General features: G+C 66.2%; 13 protein-coding genes and 1 pseudogene. 4 read left to right on the plus strand and 10 right to left on the minus strand.

Annotation, left to right across the window (positions count from 1 at the left end; all coding sequences use genetic code 11):
* Nucleotides 1-42: 42 nt before the first annotated feature.
* Complete coding sequence (locus ACFQRE_RS19355; RefSeq protein WP_380125602.1) at nucleotides 43-414, minus strand: MmcQ/YjbR family DNA-binding protein; 372 nt, start codon at nucleotides 412-414, stop codon at nucleotides 43-45.
* Between the two features lie 46 nt (nucleotides 415-460).
* On the minus strand, nucleotides 461-2575 hold the full coding sequence (gene uvrB / locus ACFQRE_RS19360; protein ID WP_380125604.1) for an excinuclease ABC subunit UvrB: 2115 nt from the start codon (nucleotides 2573-2575) through the stop codon (nucleotides 461-463).
* A 114-nt stretch (nucleotides 2576-2689) separates the two neighbouring features.
* On the opposite strand from uvrB, the gene ACFQRE_RS19365 reads away from it, so the two are divergent.
* On the plus strand, nucleotides 2690-3736 hold the full coding sequence (locus tag ACFQRE_RS19365; RefSeq protein WP_380125606.1) for a Gfo/Idh/MocA family protein: 1047 nt from the start codon (nucleotides 2690-2692) through the stop codon (nucleotides 3734-3736).
* Here the strand turns inward: ACFQRE_RS19365 and coaE are convergent.
* The 5 genes from coaE to rpsA all read right to left on the minus strand — a co-directional run bounded on the left by coaE (nucleotide 3721) and on the right by rpsA (nucleotide 8528).
* A complete protein-coding gene (coaE, locus tag ACFQRE_RS19370; protein WP_380125608.1) occupies nucleotides 3721-4887 on the minus strand; it encodes a dephospho-CoA kinase in 1167 nt (388 codons plus the stop codon). The two genes, ACFQRE_RS19365 and coaE, sit on opposite strands and share 16 nt — an antisense overlap.
* A gap of 27 nt (nucleotides 4888-4914) precedes the next feature.
* Complete coding sequence (locus ACFQRE_RS19375) at nucleotides 4915-5379, minus strand: PPOX class F420-dependent oxidoreductase (protein ID WP_380125610.1); 465 nt, start codon at nucleotides 5377-5379, stop codon at nucleotides 4915-4917.
* A 22-nt stretch (nucleotides 5380-5401) separates the two neighbouring features.
* On the minus strand, nucleotides 5402-6322 hold the full coding sequence (locus ACFQRE_RS19380; protein WP_380125612.1) for a hypothetical protein: 921 nt from the start codon (nucleotides 6320-6322) through the stop codon (nucleotides 5402-5404).
* Nucleotides 6319-6846: a SigE family RNA polymerase sigma factor gene (locus ACFQRE_RS19385; protein WP_380125614.1), complete on the minus strand. Its 528-nt coding sequence runs from the start codon at nucleotides 6844-6846 to the stop codon at nucleotides 6319-6321. Before ACFQRE_RS19385 ends, ACFQRE_RS19380 begins: the two co-directional genes overlap by 4 nt.
* Nucleotides 6847-7016: 170 nt before the next feature.
* The gene (gene rpsA, locus ACFQRE_RS19390) at nucleotides 7017-8528 is read right to left on the minus strand and encodes a 30S ribosomal protein S1 (RefSeq protein ID WP_380125616.1); all 1512 of its coding nucleotides are present in this window, start codon (nucleotides 8526-8528) and stop codon (nucleotides 7017-7019) included.
* A 145-nt stretch (nucleotides 8529-8673) separates the two neighbouring features.
* Between rpsA and ACFQRE_RS19395 the strand changes: the two genes are divergently transcribed.
* The gene (locus ACFQRE_RS19395; protein WP_380125871.1) at nucleotides 8674-9477 is read left to right on the plus strand and encodes a class I SAM-dependent methyltransferase; all 804 of its coding nucleotides are present in this window, start codon (nucleotides 8674-8676) and stop codon (nucleotides 9475-9477) included.
* A gap of 157 nt (nucleotides 9478-9634) precedes the next feature.
* Nucleotides 9635-9810, plus strand: a pseudogene (locus ACFQRE_RS19400) (NAD-dependent epimerase/dehydratase family protein); the annotation flags it as partial.
* Between the two features lie 161 nt (nucleotides 9811-9971).
* Here ACFQRE_RS19400 and ACFQRE_RS19405 read toward each other — a convergent pair.
* Complete coding sequence (locus ACFQRE_RS19405) at nucleotides 9972-10970, minus strand: DUF3068 domain-containing protein (protein ID WP_380125618.1); 999 nt, start codon at nucleotides 10968-10970, stop codon at nucleotides 9972-9974.
* Nucleotides 10971-11088: 118 nt separating this feature from the next.
* Between ACFQRE_RS19405 and ACFQRE_RS19410 the strand changes: the two genes are divergently transcribed.
* The gene (locus tag ACFQRE_RS19410) at nucleotides 11089-12273 is read left to right on the plus strand and encodes an acyltransferase family protein (RefSeq protein WP_380125620.1); all 1185 of its coding nucleotides are present in this window, start codon (nucleotides 11089-11091) and stop codon (nucleotides 12271-12273) included.
* On the opposite strand, the gene ACFQRE_RS19415 is transcribed toward ACFQRE_RS19410, so the two are convergent.
* Nucleotides 12187-16164, minus strand: coding sequence for an alpha-(1->3)-arabinofuranosyltransferase domain-containing protein (locus ACFQRE_RS19415; protein ID WP_380125622.1), 3978 nt, complete (start codon nucleotides 16162-16164; stop codon nucleotides 12187-12189). The two genes, ACFQRE_RS19410 and ACFQRE_RS19415, sit on opposite strands and share 87 nt — an antisense overlap.
* Nucleotides 16161-16895 (minus strand): class I SAM-dependent methyltransferase, encoded by a 735-nt coding sequence (locus ACFQRE_RS19420; protein ID WP_380125624.1) that lies wholly within the window; start codon nucleotides 16893-16895, stop codon nucleotides 16161-16163. The genes ACFQRE_RS19415 and ACFQRE_RS19420 overlap by 4 nt, the downstream gene beginning before the upstream one ends.
* Nucleotides 16896-16939 lie beyond the last annotated feature (44 nt).

Consider the following 16939-nt stretch of genomic DNA (forward strand, 5'->3'; position numbering starts at 1 on the left):
GGCTCGGTCGTTCATCGACATGGACTCGAGCGCCCGGACGCGTCACCCGGAGTTGCTGGGCGAGCGGGCCGGCCGCTGACTGCGGGGCAGCTTGGCGACGACAAGGTCGTAGGACGTGTCGATCGCCTCGCGCAGGGCCTCGTCCGGGATCGCACCACCGATCGCCAGGGTGTTCCAGCCGTGCCGCCCGATGTAGGGCGACACACTCGCGTCGTCGGGGAACTCGGCAATCCACTCGTCGGCCTCTGCCCGCGAACCGAGCTTGGCGCCGACACGAGCACCGTCCGGCCCCCCGCTGCCGAGGAAGGCGAAGATCTTGTCGCCGACCTTCGCGACGTTGTCGCCCTCCCACGGCTGGTCAGCCCAGGCGCCGGGCTTCGCCAGTGCGTAGGCGCTCACTTCTTCAGGGGTCACGCGCTCTCCCCGGTCAGGCCCGATCCGGCGTCACTCGACGCGCGCGTCACTTCGTGGCCTCGCTCATCTGGCGCAGCTCCTTCTTGAGGTCGCCGACCTCGTCACGCAGTCGGGCAGCCAGCTCGAAGTGGAGGTCAGCTGCTGCCTTGTGCATCTGGGTTGTGAGCTCCTGGATGAGGTTGGCCAGGTCGCCGGCAGCGATGTTCTCGAGCCGTCCCGCACCGACCGTCATGGCGTCAGCAGCCAGCGCACCACGACCACCGCGTCCGCCGTCGCTCTTGCCACGCGACCGGGCACGACCAGACCCCAGCAACTCTTCGGTGTCGGCGTCCTCCCGCTCGAGCATGTCGGTGATGTCCGCGATCCGCTTGCGGAGCGGCTGCGGGTCGACACCTCGCTCGAGGTTGTAGGCCACCTGCTTCTCGCGCCGTCGGCTCGTCTCGTCGACGGCCTGTTGCATCGAGGGAGTCACCTTGTCGGCATACATGTGGACCTGGCCGGACACGTTGCGGGCGGCGCGACCAATGGTCTGGATCAGCGAGCGCGCCGATCGCAGGAAGCCCTCCTTGTCGGCGTCGAGGATCGACACCAAGGAGACCTCGGGGAGGTCGAGACCTTCACGGAGCAGGTTGATGCCGACGAGGACGTCGTACTCGCCCAGCCGCAGCTCACGCAGGAGTTCGACGCGTCGCAACGTGTCGATGTCCGAGTGGAGATAGCGAACCCGCACCCCCTTGTCCAACAGGTAGTCGGTGAGGTCCTCTGCCATCTTCTTCGTCAGCGTCGTGACGAGCACGCGCTCGTTCTTGGCGGCTCGCAGGTTGATCTCGTGGAGCAGGTCGTCAATCTGGCCCTTGGTCGGCTTGAGCACGATCTCGGGGTCGATGAGGCCGGTCGGCCGGATGATCTGCTCGACGATGCCGTCGGCCTGCGCCGTCTCGTAGTTGCCGGGCGTCGCCGAAAGATAGACCGTCTGACCGATGCGCTCGAGGAACTCCTCCCACTTGAGCGGCCGGTTGTCCATGGCCGAGGGCAGCCGGAAGCCGTGGTCGACGAGGGTCCGCTTGCGCGACGCGTCACCTTCGTACATCGCACCGATCTGCGGCACGGTCACGTGCGACTCGTCCAGGACGAGGAGGAAGTCCTCCGGGAAGTAGTCGAGCAGACAGTTCGGCGCGGTCCCCGCGGTGCGACCGTCGAGGTGCATCGAGTAGTTCTCGATCCCCGAGCACGACCCGACCTGACGCATCATCTCGATGTCGTAGGTGGTGCGCATGCGCAGCCGCTGGGCCTCGAGCAGCTTGCCCTGGCTCTCGAACGTCCTGAGCTGCTCCTCGAGCTCGTGCTCGATCCCCGCGATCGCTCGCTCCATGCGCTCCGGACCCGCGATGTAGTGCGAGGCGGGAAAGACGTACATCTCCTGCTCGTCGCGCACGATCTCGCCGGTGAGCGGGTGCAGCGTGTAGATCTTGTCGACCTCGTCGCCGAAGAACTCGATGCGCACGGCGAGCTCTTCGTACATCGGGATGATCTCGACCGTGTCGCCGCGCACCCGGAACGTCCCGCGGGTGAAGGCCAGGTCGTTGCGCGTGTACTGCATCTGCACGAAGCGTCGCAGCAGGTCGTCGCGGTCGAGCTCGTCACCGACGCGCAGCTGCACCATCTTGTCGACGTACTCCTGCGGCGTCCCGAGGCCGTAGATGCACGACACCGACGCGACCACGATGACGTCACGCCGGGTGAGCAGCGAGTTGGTCGCCGAGTGCCGCAGGCGTTCGACCTCGTCGTTGATGGACGAGTCCTTCTCGATGTAGGTGTCGGTCTGCGGGACGTAGGCCTCGGGCTGGAAGTAGTCGTAGTAGCTCACGAAGTACTCGACGGCGTTGTTGGGCAACAGTTCCCGGAACTCGTTGGCGAGCTGGGCCGCGAGGGTCTTGTTGGGCGCCATGACCAGGGTCGGTCGCTGCACCTGCTCGACGAGCCATGCCGTCGTCGCGGACTTGCCCGTGCCGGTGGCGCCGAGCAGCACAACGTTCTGCTGCCCTGCGTTGATCCGTTCGGTCAGGTCCTTGATCGCCGCGGGCTGGTCGCCGGCAGGCTCGAAGTCGGACACGACCTGGAACGGTGCAACGGTGCGCTTCAAGTCTGTGGTGGGACGCATGCGTCCACGGTATGCCGTGCCACTGACAGCCAGCGGTCGTGTGACCGCAACTGTCGCGTATGCCGTGTGCCCACCTCCGTCACACGACGTCCCGTCGTGCGCGACGATGGACCCGTGACCACGACGCTGCCCTCCCCTCGCACCCCTGACCCGCGCACTGCCCCGACCCTTCGGTGGGGAGTCCTCGGACCCGGCTACATCGCCCGAGAGAGTGTCACGGCCCTGCGCGCCGAGACCGACCAGGTGATCCAGGCGGCCGCGTCGCGCGACCTGACCCGAGCGCAGGGTTTCGCGGACGAGTTCGGTGCGCACACGGCATACGGGTCCTATGAAGAGCTGGTCAACGACCCCGACGTGGACATCGTCTACATCGCGACGCCCCACTCGGAGCACCACACCCAGGCACTGCTCGCGATCAACGCAGGCAAGCACGTCCTCGTCGAGAAGGCGTTCGCGCGCAACGCCGCCGAGGCTCGCGACATCCTCGACACCGCAAATGCACAGGGGCTGCTCGCGATGGAGGCCATGTGGACCCGCTTCCTCCCGGGCATTGACGTCGTCCGGCAGTGCCTCGAGAACGGCCTGCTCGGTGAGGTCGAGAACGTCTTCGCCGACCACGGCCAGCCCCTCTACCCGGGTGGCCCGCAGCGGTTGTCCGACCCCGCCCTCGCCGGCGGCGCCCTCCTCGACCTCGGGATCTACCCGACGTCCTTCGCGAGCTTCGCTCTCGGCGGCATCGACACGGTCACGTCGACCGGACGCCTCACCGATGAGGGCGTCGACGCCGAGGAGACCATCCTCGTCACCGGCGCCAACGGCGGCCGCGGCCTGCTGCACGCGACGATGACCTCGCGCACGCCCACCACGGCCAGCATCAACGGCACCGCCGGCCGACTGGAGCTCGGCGATCCGGCCAACCCCGCCAGCAGCTGGTATGCCCCCTCACGCGTTCGGTTCGTGTCACGCGACGCCCGTACCGACATCTCCTGGGAGCCGGGGAGTCGCACCCATGGTCTGCACTTCGAGTTCTGCGAGGCGGCCCGCTGCGTCGACGCCGGACTCACCGAGAGCCCGCTCCTGCCCGCCGCCGAGACCCTGCGGATCATGGAGGTCCTCGACGAGGTCCGTGCCCAGGTGGGAGTCACCTACCCGGGCGAGTGACCCGTCACGCGCTCGTGGACGGAGTCGAACCACGGCTCCTTGGCGTCGGCATACTTGTCGGTCGTGAGCCGCTGGGCGAGCAGGCTCATCTTGAGCGCGGCGTACTCCTCACGCGCCTGCGTGTCGGTGCGCAGCCAGTCGCGGAAGTCCAGGGCCCAGCGGTAGCCCGATCCGTCGACCTCGCGCACGTGGACGTGAACGACTCGGCCGGGATCGGTGCTGCCGTGGAAGCGCTTGGGCCACTCGGTGCCGTCCTTGCCATTGTCCCTCGTGCTGTCGGGTACCCGCGGGAAACCGCTGTGCCCCAAAGCTTCCACGAAGTCCGGCGCGTCGGCATCGGCGAGTGAGCGCACCCCGATCTGCAGATCGATGACGTCCTTGGCGACGAGGCCGGGGACTGCCGTCGAGCCAATGTGATCGACGGTGACGGCCCGATCCCCCAGCGCCCGCTCGATGCGAGCGATGAGTCGCGCGGCCTCGGCTGGCCAGTCGTCGTTCGGCTCGCTGAGCGTGAGTGCGTCGGGACGACGAGCGCGTATGCCGTGAATCAGGTTCTCGTTGAACGGTTCCAGCCGCTCGGCCCAGAGTTTGCGGACCTGGGCTTCAAGGTGCTCGCGGGTGCCATTGTTGTCGAGCCAGATGTCGGCGGCGGCACACCGAGCCTCGTCATCGGCCTGGGCGTCGATGCGGGACTGGGCGTCCTCGGCAGTCATGCCACGGTCACGCACGAGTCGAGCCAGGCGCTCCTCCTCGGCCACGCCGACGACGATGACGAGGTGGTAGTCGGCACCCATGTGCTTCTCGACGATGAGTGGCATGTCGTGGACGACGACGGTCTCTGCGGGCACGGCGCTCATGAGCTCGGCAGTGCGCTTCCAGATCGCCGGGTGGGTGATGCCTTCGAGGTCAGCGAGTGCGCCGGAGTCGGTGAAGACGACGCGCCCCAGCGCCGGCCGGTCCAGCCCGCCGTCCGTGCCGAACACAGCGTCACCGAAACGTTCACGGATGGCCGTGAGGGCCGGCATACCCGGTTCGACGACCTCGCGGGCCACGGCGTCGGCGTCGATGACGACGGCACCCAGCTCCGCCAAGAGTTTCGCGACCGTCGACTTGCCCGACCCGATTCCGCCAGTGAGACCCACACGCAACATGGGCACAAGGTACCGGGCCGTCGCGTGTCAGTTCCCCATGCGGGAAGGGAAACCGCCAGTGGCGACCGGCCCCCAGTGCGTCGGTGTGATGCGCAGCAGCGACTTGTCCTGGGCGCGCATGGCCTCGCGGTACTCGTCCCAGTCGGGGTGTTCTCCCGAGATGCACCGGAAGTAGTCCACGAGTCCGTCGGCTGCCTCCGGCATGTCGATGACCTCGCAGTCACCATCGACCTGGACCCAGGCACCGTCGAAGTCGTCCGAGAGCACGAGCACGCTGACCCGTGACTCACGACGGGCGTTGTGGGTCTTGGCTCGCTCCGGGTAGGTCGAGATCACGATGCGGCCCTGCTCATCGACACCGCCCGTGACCGGTGACGCCTGCGGACTTCCGTCCCGCCGGACGGTCATGAGGACCATGTGGTGGCGCGGCCGGACGAAGTCCAGGAGCCCGTCGAGGTCGGTGGTCGTGTTCGTCGCGATGGTGCGTGCCATGAGTCCACTGTGGCACGCGCAGTCAGCACCCAGCCTTGGTGTAGCGGCACAGCTGCGGCACGACGTGTTCGACGGCAGGTCGAGCCTCTGCGATGAGACGAGCATTGATGGTCTTTTCGAGTATGCCGTGGCTACCGACCTGGGAAACCGCCACACCCGATCCAGTCCGCACGGCCAGAAACACCGACTCCCCCATGTACATGACCTGACCGTCCCGATACACCTGGGCGGCTTGGCCCACGGCCATCCCCTCCCCCCAGTCTCCGTTCAGCGACTGGACGACGCCACGTTGGGATCCGCGGCTGTCGACTTCGCAGCCGCGCGCGATGTCGCGCACATCGCCCATGTATGCAACTGCATCGCCCGCAGACGGGAAGACCAAGAGCGCCTCTGAAGCACCGTCACCCTCAGCAAGCGACCGAATGGTTCGGGTCTCGACGACTCCGTGAACCTCTGCAAGGTCCGGCTCTGGGTTGCCGTCCACCCTGCACGGCTGCGGCAAGGCCTCGGCCTTGACCCAGCCAGCGTCGCCCTCATGCAGAAGCGTCACCGGCTTGAGCGTGACGGACCTCGATGGGCTGGATGACGGCGAAGAGGTGGAGGGCGGGCGGGTGCTCGTGCCCCCGGTGATCCTCGGCGAAGGAGTGGTCGTCGCGACAGGTGACTTCGTGCTCGTCGCGGTCGGGGTGATCTCGGACTGCGTCGTGGTGGGAGTCGGTGTCGCAGGCAGGGCCGTCTCGGGGCCGAGTTGGTCGCTGATCACGAACGCTCCACCGCCGATGGCCACCACCGCAGCAGCGGCCGCGATCCCGGTCATCCGCCGCTGGCGACGACGACGGAAGCGCCCCTGGTGGATGAGGTGTTCGCCAAACCCGGACTGTGCCGGTGACGGCTCGACGCTCCTGAGCCGGGCGCGGAGCTCGTCCTCGCTGATCGGGCTCATGACAACCTTCCTTCTCCCACGCGCTGCGTTCCGAGGCGGGCGAGCGCTCGGGAGCACGTGGACTTCACTGTTCCGACGGAGATGTCGAGCTCTTCGGCGACCTGGCGTTCGCTGAGGTCGAGGAAGTAGCGCAGGACGACGATTGTGCGTTCACGATCGGACAGCCCTGCGAGCTCGTGGACGATCGAGTCCCGGTGGTCGACGGTCGCGTATCCGCGCGATGCCGCCGCGCTCACATGGTCGTCGCCGATGTCCCCGACCACGGGTTCGAGGTGACGACGCCGCCACCGGTCGGTGTTGAGGTTGACCAGAATCCTGCGCGTGTAGGAGTACGCGCCCTGGGGCCGCACCTTCCCCCAGTTCAGGTACGTCCGGATGAACGCCTCTTGGAGCAGGTCCTCAGCGGTGGCCCGGTTGCCCGTGAGCAGCACCGCCACACGCGACAACCTCGGTTGCGCACCCTCGACGAAGGCGGTGAAATCCGCGTCCGCCCTCTCCGATGTCTTCACATCGCCCCCCATCATGTGGTCCCCGCTGTCCCCTGTCACCCATCCCTACGAGTCAGCGCCTTCCTCGGTTGAGTGTCGCTGAAGAATCGTCGAAACACGTCCGGACAGGCCGAAGGCCCGGCTCCCCTAAGGGGAACCGGGCCTTCGGTGGTGCGTCACGGCATACGCAGGGTATGCCGTTCGGCTCAGTTTCCGGTGAGCTTCTCGCGCAGTGCGGCGAGGGCCTCGTCGGAGGCGAGGGTGCCCTCGTTGGCCGGCGGTGCGGCCGGACGCGAGTCCGCGTTGTCGTCGTCCGAGTCGGACGACGAGGCGGAGGACGAGTCGCTGCTGTAGGACGTGGCGCTGTCGCCACCGGCAGCGGCTTCGGCGTCGGCCTTGGCGGCTTCCTCGACCTGGGTGCGGTGCGACTCCCAGCGAGCGTGCGCCTCGGCGTACTGCTTCTCCCAGACCTCACGCTGCTTCTCGTAGCCCTCGAGCCACTCGTTGGTCTCGGAGTCGAAGCCCTCGGGGTACTTGTAGGCACCCGCCTCGTCGTACTCGGCTGCCATGCCGTAGAGGGTGGGGTCGAACTCGGTGAGTCCGGCGCCGTCCTCGTTGGCCTGCTTGAGCGACAGCGAGATGCGACGACGCTCGAGGTCGATGTCGATGACCTTGACGAAGATGTCGGCACCGACGGTGACGACCTGCTCCGGCAGCTCCACGTGGCGCTCGGCCAGCTCGGAGATGTGCACGAGGCCCTCGATGCCGTCCTCGACACGCACGAACGAGCCGAACGGGACGAGCTTGGTGACCTTACCGGGCACGACCTGACCGATGGCGTGCGTGCGAGCGAAGTGCTGCCACGGGTCCTCCTGCGTCGCCTTCAGCGACAGGGAGACACGCTCACGGTCCATGTCGACATCGAGCACCTCGACGGTGACCTCGTCGCCAACCTCGACGACCTCGGACGGGTGGTCGATGTGCTTCCAGGACAGCTCCGAGACGTGGACGAGACCGTCGACGCCGCCGAGGTCCACGAACGCACCGAAGTTGACGATGGAGGACACGACGCCCGTGCGGACCTGGCCCTTCTGGAGCTCCTTGAGGAAGGTCGTGCGGACCTCGCTCTGGGTCTGCTCGAGCCACGCACGACGCGACAGGACCACGTTGTTGCGGTTCTTGTCGAGCTCGATGATCTTGGCCTCGATCTCCTTGCCGACGTACGGCTGGAGGTCGCGGACACGACGCATCTCGACGAGGGAGGCGGGGAGGAAGCCGCGCAGGCCGATGTCGAGGATGAGTCCACCCTTGACGACCTCGATGACGGTGCCAGTGACGACGCCGTCCTCTTCCTTGACCTTCTCGATGGTGCCCCAGGCACGCTCGTACTGAGCGCGCTTCTTGGACAGGATGAGGCGGCCTTCCTTGTCCTCCTTCTGGAGAACGAGGGCTTCGACCTCGTCGCCGACCTTGACGACCTCGTTGGGGTCAATGTCGTGCTTGATCGACAGCTCACGCGAGGGGATGACACCCTCGGTCTTGTAGCCGATGTCGAGCAGAACCTCGTCGCGGTCAACCTTGACGATGATGCCTTCGACGATGTCGCCGTCGTTGAAGTGCTTGATCGTCGCGTCGATGGCGGCGAGAAGGTCTTCCTCAGAGCCGATGTCGTTGATGGCGATCTGAGGGGCGGTCGTTTCGACCGTGCTGGCAGTCATGTAGTAGGAACTCCGATGTGGACAGATGGATGTGGGTTGGTACTGGTGCCGTTCGACGCGCTTTCAAGCCCTTGCGGGCAGGCAAGAACACACACGAATGCTCGCTCACCTTACCGAGGTTGTCCGTGAGCGGTCAAAGCGGGGTATGCCGGTGAGCGACGACGTTGGTCGGCGCACCGCTGACACGGGCGAGACCCATTCCGCGAACCGGGCCTGGTGGGACGGCGAAGCTGCGGAGTACTACGCCGAACACGGTGCATTTCTGGGTGACGACGAGTTCGTCTGGGGGCCCGAGGGGTGGACCGAGGAGATGCTGGATCTGCTCCGGGCCTCGTCAGGTCAGCGAATCCTCGAGATCGGTGCCGGCGCAGGTCAGTGCGCCCGGTGGTTGATGCGCCACCACGAGGTCGAGGTGGTCGCCAGCGACCTGTCCGCCGGAATGCTCCGCGTGGGCCTCGAGGTGAGCGAACGGACCGGAGTCGCTCCCCCGCTTCTGCAGTGCGACGGACTGGCGCTGCCCTTTGGCGACGCATCGTTCGACACCGTCTTCACGGCATACGGTGTCGTGCCGTTCGTCGCCGACAGTTCGGCCGTCATGGCCGAAGTGGCGCGTGTGCTGCGTCCCGGCGGCCGGTTCGTCTTCTCCACGACCCACCCGATCCGATGGGCCTTCGCGGACGACCCGACCGAGGCGGGGCTCACGGCGCGGCTGAGCTACTTCGACCGGACGCCGTACGTGGAGTCCGACGACTCCGGGCGCGCCACGTATGTCGAGCACCACCGGACGATGGGCGACCGCATCCGCGAGATCGTCGCGGGCGGGCTGGTCCTCGAGGACGTCGTCGAGCCCGAATGGCCGCAGGACAACACGTCATCCTGGGGTGGGTGGTCCCCCACCCGCGGGGCGGTCATCCCTGGAACGGCAATCTTCGTCTGCCGCCGACCCTGACTCCGTTCCCACCAACGACGGGCGATGTGGGCCTGCCACTCGGCGTAAGTCGGCAGTAGGCCGGAAGCACGTGCCTCGCTGAGACTGACCGCGCCGGCTTCCTTGGGCGACAGGGTGATGCCGAGGTCTGCAGGAATCGGCAACTCGATCTCCTCCCAATGACGGCCCCAGGCAGCACCTCGAGAAGTTCGTCCTCGGCAGATCACCAACGTCCTCGACGGCGTTCGTCGCAAGCTCTACGGCGATGGCCTCAACGTGCGCGACTGGATGCACGTGGACGACCACAACAGCGCCGTCTGGACGATCATCGACTGCGGACGCATCGGCGAGACCTAACTCAGGGGCGCCGACGGTGAGGTGGACAACAAGACCGTGGTGTCTGCTGCCTCGACTGTCCTGCCAGAGGGTGGTCGGGCGGAAACCAGACCGCTGCCACACGACGAAGGACCCCATCGCTCGTGAGCAACGGGGTCCTTCGTCGCGTGATCCTCAGCTCAACGCTGCTTGAGGTCCGAGCGGCTCGTCGTCTCGCCGTCATCACCGAAGACGTCCAAGTTGCTGCTCTCGGCGTAGCCGCCGTCGCCATCAGAGCGATCGCCCTGGACCAAAGGCGCGCCCCCGCCCTCAGCGCGGCGTGCACTGTTCCACAGGAAGAAGCCCGCAGCGGCCGAAAGCAGACCCAGTAGGCCGGCGATCAGGGGGAGCTTGCCGACGAGACCGAGTTTGGAATCGTTGGCCTTTGCGTCCTTGATGTTGGCCGCCACAGTCTCGTCCGTGAAGCCGAAGTCAAGGTCGAGGACAGTGGTGCCGTTGTCAAGCTTGCGGACCTGTTGCTCGGTTTGCTTCTGGATTGCTCCCGTACGCGGGTCGATGTACATCGTCTTGGTCGAGGAGTAGGTGCCCTGGATGTTGTTCGCGATCTCGGCGGGCTCGTCACTTACTTCGGTGACGAACTTGAAGGTGTTCCAGCCGTTGACCTTCTCTTCACCCTCGAAGTTGGCGTCGATCGCGCGACCGAGGAGTCCGTCCCAGAACGGGTACGTCTTCTTCTCGACACCGAACGGGAACTTGTTGACCAGTCCGTCGTGCGGGGTGGCGTCGCCGATGTACTTCTCGTCGTTGACGGCCATACCGGTCTTGCGGTTGGTGGCGAACCGGTCGGTCGTCGCCGTCACGAGACGCTTCTCCGGGTCGGAATCGTCCACGCAATCGGGTGAGTCGCCGTTCGGGTCCTTGATGAGGCAGGTGAACGTGTCGAAGACGACGACGTCACCGTCCGACTTTGCGCCGTCGGCCACAGTGTGACTCAGAGCCTTCACGGGGGCGCCATCGCCCGTGGGGAGAACGGCGGCCTGCCCGGAGAGGCGGGTGTTTGAGTCCGTGTCGAGAGGGGTCTTCTTCACCTGTCCGGGGATGTAGAACAAAGCCAGCAACGCCGTCATGACGAGGAAGCCGGCGAGGCCCATCAAGACCAGACCGATGATTCTGCGCATCTGCGGGACACCTTTGTCTCAAGTGGAGCACGGAACGAACGGACGCGACCCTACCAGTGAGTATGCGGGTCCTCACGGATTTCGGGAGCGTGACACGGCTCTCCCTTACAGTGCGCACATGGCCGTGCGATCGACCCACACCTCCCCACCGGGTGCCGTGACTCTGATTCCGGCACTGGATGGGCTCCGCGCGGTCGCGGCCGTCATGGTCGTCCTCACCCACGCGGCATACCTCACCGGGTTCGGTGTGACCGGCGGCCTCATGGGTCGACTGTGGTCACGAGGAGACTTTGGTGTCGGGATCTTCTTTGCCCTCTCAGGCTTTCTGCTGCATCGCGCTCTCGTGGCCCACCGCGTCGACGGCCGCGCGATCGCCGGCTACGCCCTCCGCCGCGCCGCGCGCGTCCTCCCTGCCTACTGGGTGGCACTCGCCGCCGTTGTGGTGTTCGCGAATCCCCCGGTGCGTGACTGGGCCCTTCACGCGGGAGGGCTGCAGATCTACGTGTCTGATGCGTGGATCTCGTCCTTCGGACAGTCGTGGAGCCTGGCGACCGAAATCTCCTTCTACGCCGCGCTCCCTCTGGTGGTCATCGCCCTGAGGCCACTGCGTCGACGTGGCCCAGCGCTACCACTCCTCGTCCTCACGGTCTCGGCAGTCGCCCTGACCCTCCTGTCAGGAATCGGGTCCGGCGAGGTGTTCGGCCAAGACATCCTCGTCCACCTCTGGCTCCACGCCCGCGCCCCTCAATTCCTCGTCGGCATGATCTGCGCCGAGGCACTGACCGTGCCGGGCCACCCCCTTGCGCGTCTCCCGCGCCGATGGGGATCTGACGTCGTTCTGTGCCTCGCGATAGCCGGAGGCGCGTTCCTTTTCGCCACCACCCCAGTCGCCGGAGCACTCACGCTGGACCCGGCGACCTCGAGTCAGATCATCGTGCGCACGGCGCTGTGCAGCGTCGTCGCTCTCGCCCTGTTGTTGCCGCTGACCCAGGGTCGCGCGAACGCCTACAGCGCGGCGCTGTCCCGACCGCCCATGCGCTGGTTGGGCGTCGTGAGCTACGGCGTCTTCCTGTGGCACCTGCCCGTATTCACCGCGCTGTATGCCGTCACCGGCCTCCCCGCCTTTTCAGGTGGGCTGGCTCCCTTGCTTGCTGTCGGCATCCCCATCACACTTCTGTTGTCGGACCTGAGTCACCGCTGGATCGAAGTGCCGTCCTCACGCCTCGCCGGGCGGATTCTTGCGCGTCAGCGCAAGAACGAACGCCGCCAGGACCAGCAGCCGAACCGTTCCCTCCACGGCTGAGCTGCCCACGACCCCGGGGGCGAACCAAGCCTGGACGAGAGCTGCACTGAGACCGAGACCGACAACGACGCACAGGCAGGCCCGAGGTGGAAGCCTCGCAGAGCTTGCAACACCGGTTGCCACCGCGACCACGACGACTCCAACGGGGCCCGCGAGCAGGCAACCCACGAGCACCGCGAGCAGCATCGGAAGCCACGATCGCGTGATCGTTCCATCGTGAATCAGCCGGCTCCGGCGTCGCCCGCGGTCCGGCCAGAGTGCGAGCACGACGACCCCGAGAGCCAAGAGACCCCCGACGAGCAGGCCCCACCGGTAGGGACGATCAGGAGCGAACTCGATCATCACGTGCCCCGACAAACCAGCCGGGATGACGAATCCTTGCCTTCGCCCGTCCACCACCTGTCGCTGCAACAGTGTGTGGCCGATGTGGGCATGCCAGCCGTCATTCGCGTTCTCGGCCATCACCAGCACTCGCTTCTGGGCGCCTGGCTGGACGTCAGCGCGGAGCAAGGTGGGCGTCACTCGCTCGTGCAGGACGACCCCAGGCGCGGTTGCCGGCTTCTCCTTGAACGGCGCGATGACAGCCGTCCCGGGTGCGAGCCCTCGCCACGGCGCGAGATCGATGCGGTGCGTGGGGACATTCGAGAGCGTCACCGGTTCGCAGGCCTCCCACGTGAACTCCTCGAGCCCAAAAAGGGCAGCGCGAGTGCCCTTCGCCGATGTCGCCACCACGCGTCCATCCACCGTGACTCGAGGGCCACTCCCACACGCGCCACTGAACTGATCAGCAGGAGGATCGAAGGGGTGACCGATGAGCTCGACTTCTTCGAGTTCGAGAGAGCCCATGCCAGGGCGGCCCTGCCCGGGCACGCTCACGAACGTCAGGGTGATGCGCCGACCGGTAGTGGGTGGGATCGTGAGCACACCATGCTCTGGGAGGCGACGAGTGACCTCGTGTCCGTCCACGTCGATGACAACAGCCGGAGCAGCCTTCGCTGCCCAGTCCCTTCGCGCCTGAACCCGAATGCCTTCGAATGTCGTCGGCTTGTCCAGAGAGAGTGTCACGGAAGGCGACTCGTCGCTCGGGGACGGACTCCAGGCAGTGCGTTTGTCCGAATCCACGATCCCCATCGGCAGCCCGGCTGCTGCATATCCGCGTTGGCTGCTCGCTGCCACCGTGACACCCGGGACACGTGTCAACTCCGCAGGGGGTCGCAGCGGATTGAGTTCCATGGTCCCGCCCAGCTTGCGGATCCCGGGGGTCAATCCGACAACCTCACGCACCATGGGGCCGGTGGACTCGGGGTCAACCAGTATTCCGGCGAAGCACGTGAACTGACGGAGAAGGATCGAACAACCGTCTCTGCCGGTCAGACCGGCGCCGAGCACCGCGGTGTCAGCGGTCGAGTTCTCCACTTGCGGCGTCCGAACCAGCTCCGTCGGTTCAACCCCAGGCAAAGCAACCTCGGAGAGCCCGGTCACCACAGCGCTTGGCTCGCCAGCCGTGGTGTCGCGGATTCGCACGCTGATCTCGCTCGTCGAACCAAGCGGCAGGGGAATCGTCGTCGGTCCCGACTCGGTGAGGCGGCTCTCGACGGAACCACGGTCAGTGGTCACTGTCACGTCCGTCGCGACACCGAGGCCCTGGCCAAATCGAACCCTGTCCGCGTACGGCCGAACGGTGATCTGGCGCAGGTCGGTAGGCTCCTTCAACCCGATCGTGAGCTCCGGGGCCGGGTCCCCGATGGTTGCCCACGACGTCGTCGGGTTGCCGTCCAGGGCGGCATAGGGACGATGCGCTGGTTGCAGCCCTGCAATCGAGTAGTCGTCGGCGATCGAGGAAGACGCGCTCACCGTGCGAATGCCCTCGTAGTCGATCACGGATCGGCGGTTCGCTTCGGGCCACGGGAGATAGTCCGGGGCGCCTCGTGCGGCCTGTTCTTGGAGGCCGCTGCTGACGTCCTGGCCACGCTCCGCGCCGAACCACCTGGTCCGCGCACGGAAACCGTCCGTGACCACCTCTCTCGTGGGAACCAGGTACTCGGTGCGATCTCCATCGAAGATCACCGGACGTCCGTCCAGGCCGGCCTCATCGAGTCGGGCCAAATCCTCCGTGGCGCCCGTTGCCCCCACGACCTGGTCGCTTTCCCACAGTGCCAACTCCGGAGCAACCGGGCCACCGAGGCTGTAGACCTCGATGGGAAAGACCCGCTCACCCGTAGCATCTAGCCAGCTCTGGCCAAATCCCCTGGTGAAAGAGATGTCTGGCGTGTTGAGGAGTGCCGAGCGCGCGAGCGCAACCGGTGGTTGCCCGGCGTCCGAGGCGTTGAGGTCGTTGCGCAACACGAGATGGCGGGCACCAGCAGCCCTGAGCATCGAGGCTGCCCCTCCCAGGGACCGGCCGGTCTGCAGCCTCTGCTCAACCTCGTCGAGGAGGCGAATCGTTCCAGCTGGAGCCAGCGGAACGGCGTCTCGCACGGCATACGCGGCTGTGGTCAGCGCCCGCAACGGCTCATCCATTGTGCGTCCCCACACGTATTCACCGAAGCTGGAGGCCGGGACGATGAGAGCTCGTTCGTCCTCCTGCTGCTCCAGCCAATTTCCAAGGTCGCGCCATTGGGGTGCCATCTCGACGAAGGTTCCTCTGGGCGCGATCGCTCCCCCGAATCCGGGCGACGCAGCGCCAACGACGAGGAGGAGTGAGGCGGTGAGCAGCGCACCCCTCTGCCACTCGACGCGCGGCCTCCACACCGCAATCCGCGCAAGGAGATGGGCCAGACCGACTGCCAAGGGCAGCCGAACAAGCAGGTCTGCCTTGTGGACGTTCCGCAGCGGGGAGAGCGGCCCGTCCAACGCGTTCTGCACCAGGTCGTTCACCGGAGAGGCGAAAGGGCCCTCGTGCGGCAGCGAGATGACCAGTACGCCGGTAGTGAGGCACACAACGAGAAACGCTCGGTGCGGAAGGCGCTTCGTCGCCAGACCAGTGAGACCCAGGACCATGACCGCAGTCGTCAGGACGATGGCCGTACGCGAGGAGACGAGCTGGTAGCCAGCCGGCCACCAGGCACCCGCAGCCGTGGCCAGATGGCCCAGCCAATGAGTCGTCCCGCGCAAGACGTCAAGCATCGTGATCTGGGACGTGACGGTCTGCGAGTTCTCGATCCAGTCGAGGAACGGTGGTGAGTGCTGGCCCAGGACGAGTAGCGGAACGAGCCACCAGCTCGTGGCAGCAAGCACCAGGAAGCCCCAGATCCACGTGATCGACTGTCTCCACCAAGCCGACCTGGTGAGCAGCCAGATAGCCGACGGAAGGATCGCAAAGGCTGTGGCGGTGGCATTGACTCCGCCACAACACAAGATGGCAAGGGCACTGAGGGCCGCACCTTTGCGCGTGCCGAGACGGCCTCGTTCCACGAGGACAAGCGGCCACAGGATTGCCGGGGCAAGGAGTTGCGGCTGCGCTTCCGAGGAAAGTCCACCGATGGTGCTCAATACTCGCGGGGCAAGCACATAGGCGAGCGCGGCGATGATGTTCACGCGTGGGGTGCCCACTCCGAGGGCCCGAAGGAGGCCGATCGTCGCCACGAATCCGGCCGTGAGCAACGTGGCCCACCACAGTCGCTGAACCACCCAGACCGGGAGGAATTCCGACCCGATGCTGAAGAACGGACCCATCGGGAACAGGTAACCGTACGCCTGGTTCTGCAGTCCTCCCCACGTGACTTGGGGATCCCAGAGGTGAAGAGCTCCCTGCAAGAATCCCCAGGGATCCACGTAGAGGTCGTTCTTGGTGTCCTCAGAGATCTGGCCCGGTCTCACCGACCATGCAACTGCCCAGACGACGAAGAGCCCCGCGAGACTCGCGGGGTCAATGGTTCGCCAGCGCCTCACCGGCGACGAAGAACCAGCATGAGGTTCCAGCTGAGCACCTCACGGAGTCCTGGCACCCTGAGCAGGGGGTCTGCCCAATCGGGGTGATATCGCGGAGCAGCCTCGATCAACTCAGCATCGTGCTGGGACTTGGCCCACCGCAATCCGCGTGCCGCCGACGCGGCATACATCGTCTCACCGAAGCGGTTCTTGGGCTCGTGCCCGTTCTTGCGTTGGTATCGCCGGCGCGCGTACTGACCGCCGAGGAGATGCCAGGGCGAGGTCTCGTGCCCACCCCAAGGCGACGCCCACACCGTGTAGGAAATGAACAGGAGCCCCCCTGGTCTGACCACTCGCAACATCTCATCCGCAACGGCATCAGGCTCGGTGACGTGCTCCATCACATTGTTGGACATCACGATGTCGGCGAATCCGTCCGGGAAGGGAAGCTGTTCACCGCGACCGACCACAGCACCGTTGTCGGGCCCAGGGCTCATGGACTCACGCTCAAGGTCAACGGCGAGATACCGGGCACCATGGTCGACGAACCGACGACCGAACTGCTCCTGGCCCGCCCCGACATCGAGGACGGTGCGTCCCCCGAGTGGCTCGTGACGCGTGATGAGCGCGATGGTGTCGTTGGCGACGTCGGTGTAGAAGCGCTCGGGGTCCGTCTGCTCCAGGAGGAACGAGCGGAAGAGCCGTGCCGACCTTGCTACTGTTCGGTACCTATTGGTCGGCGGACGTCGCATGACGGGAATCTAACCATCCTGCCTGCTGGAACGTTGTAACGGCT

The sequence above is a fragment of the Knoellia pratensis genome (assembly GCF_042666395.1).
Classification (GTDB): Bacteria; Actinomycetota; Actinomycetes; order Actinomycetales; family Dermatophilaceae; genus Knoellia; species Knoellia pratensis.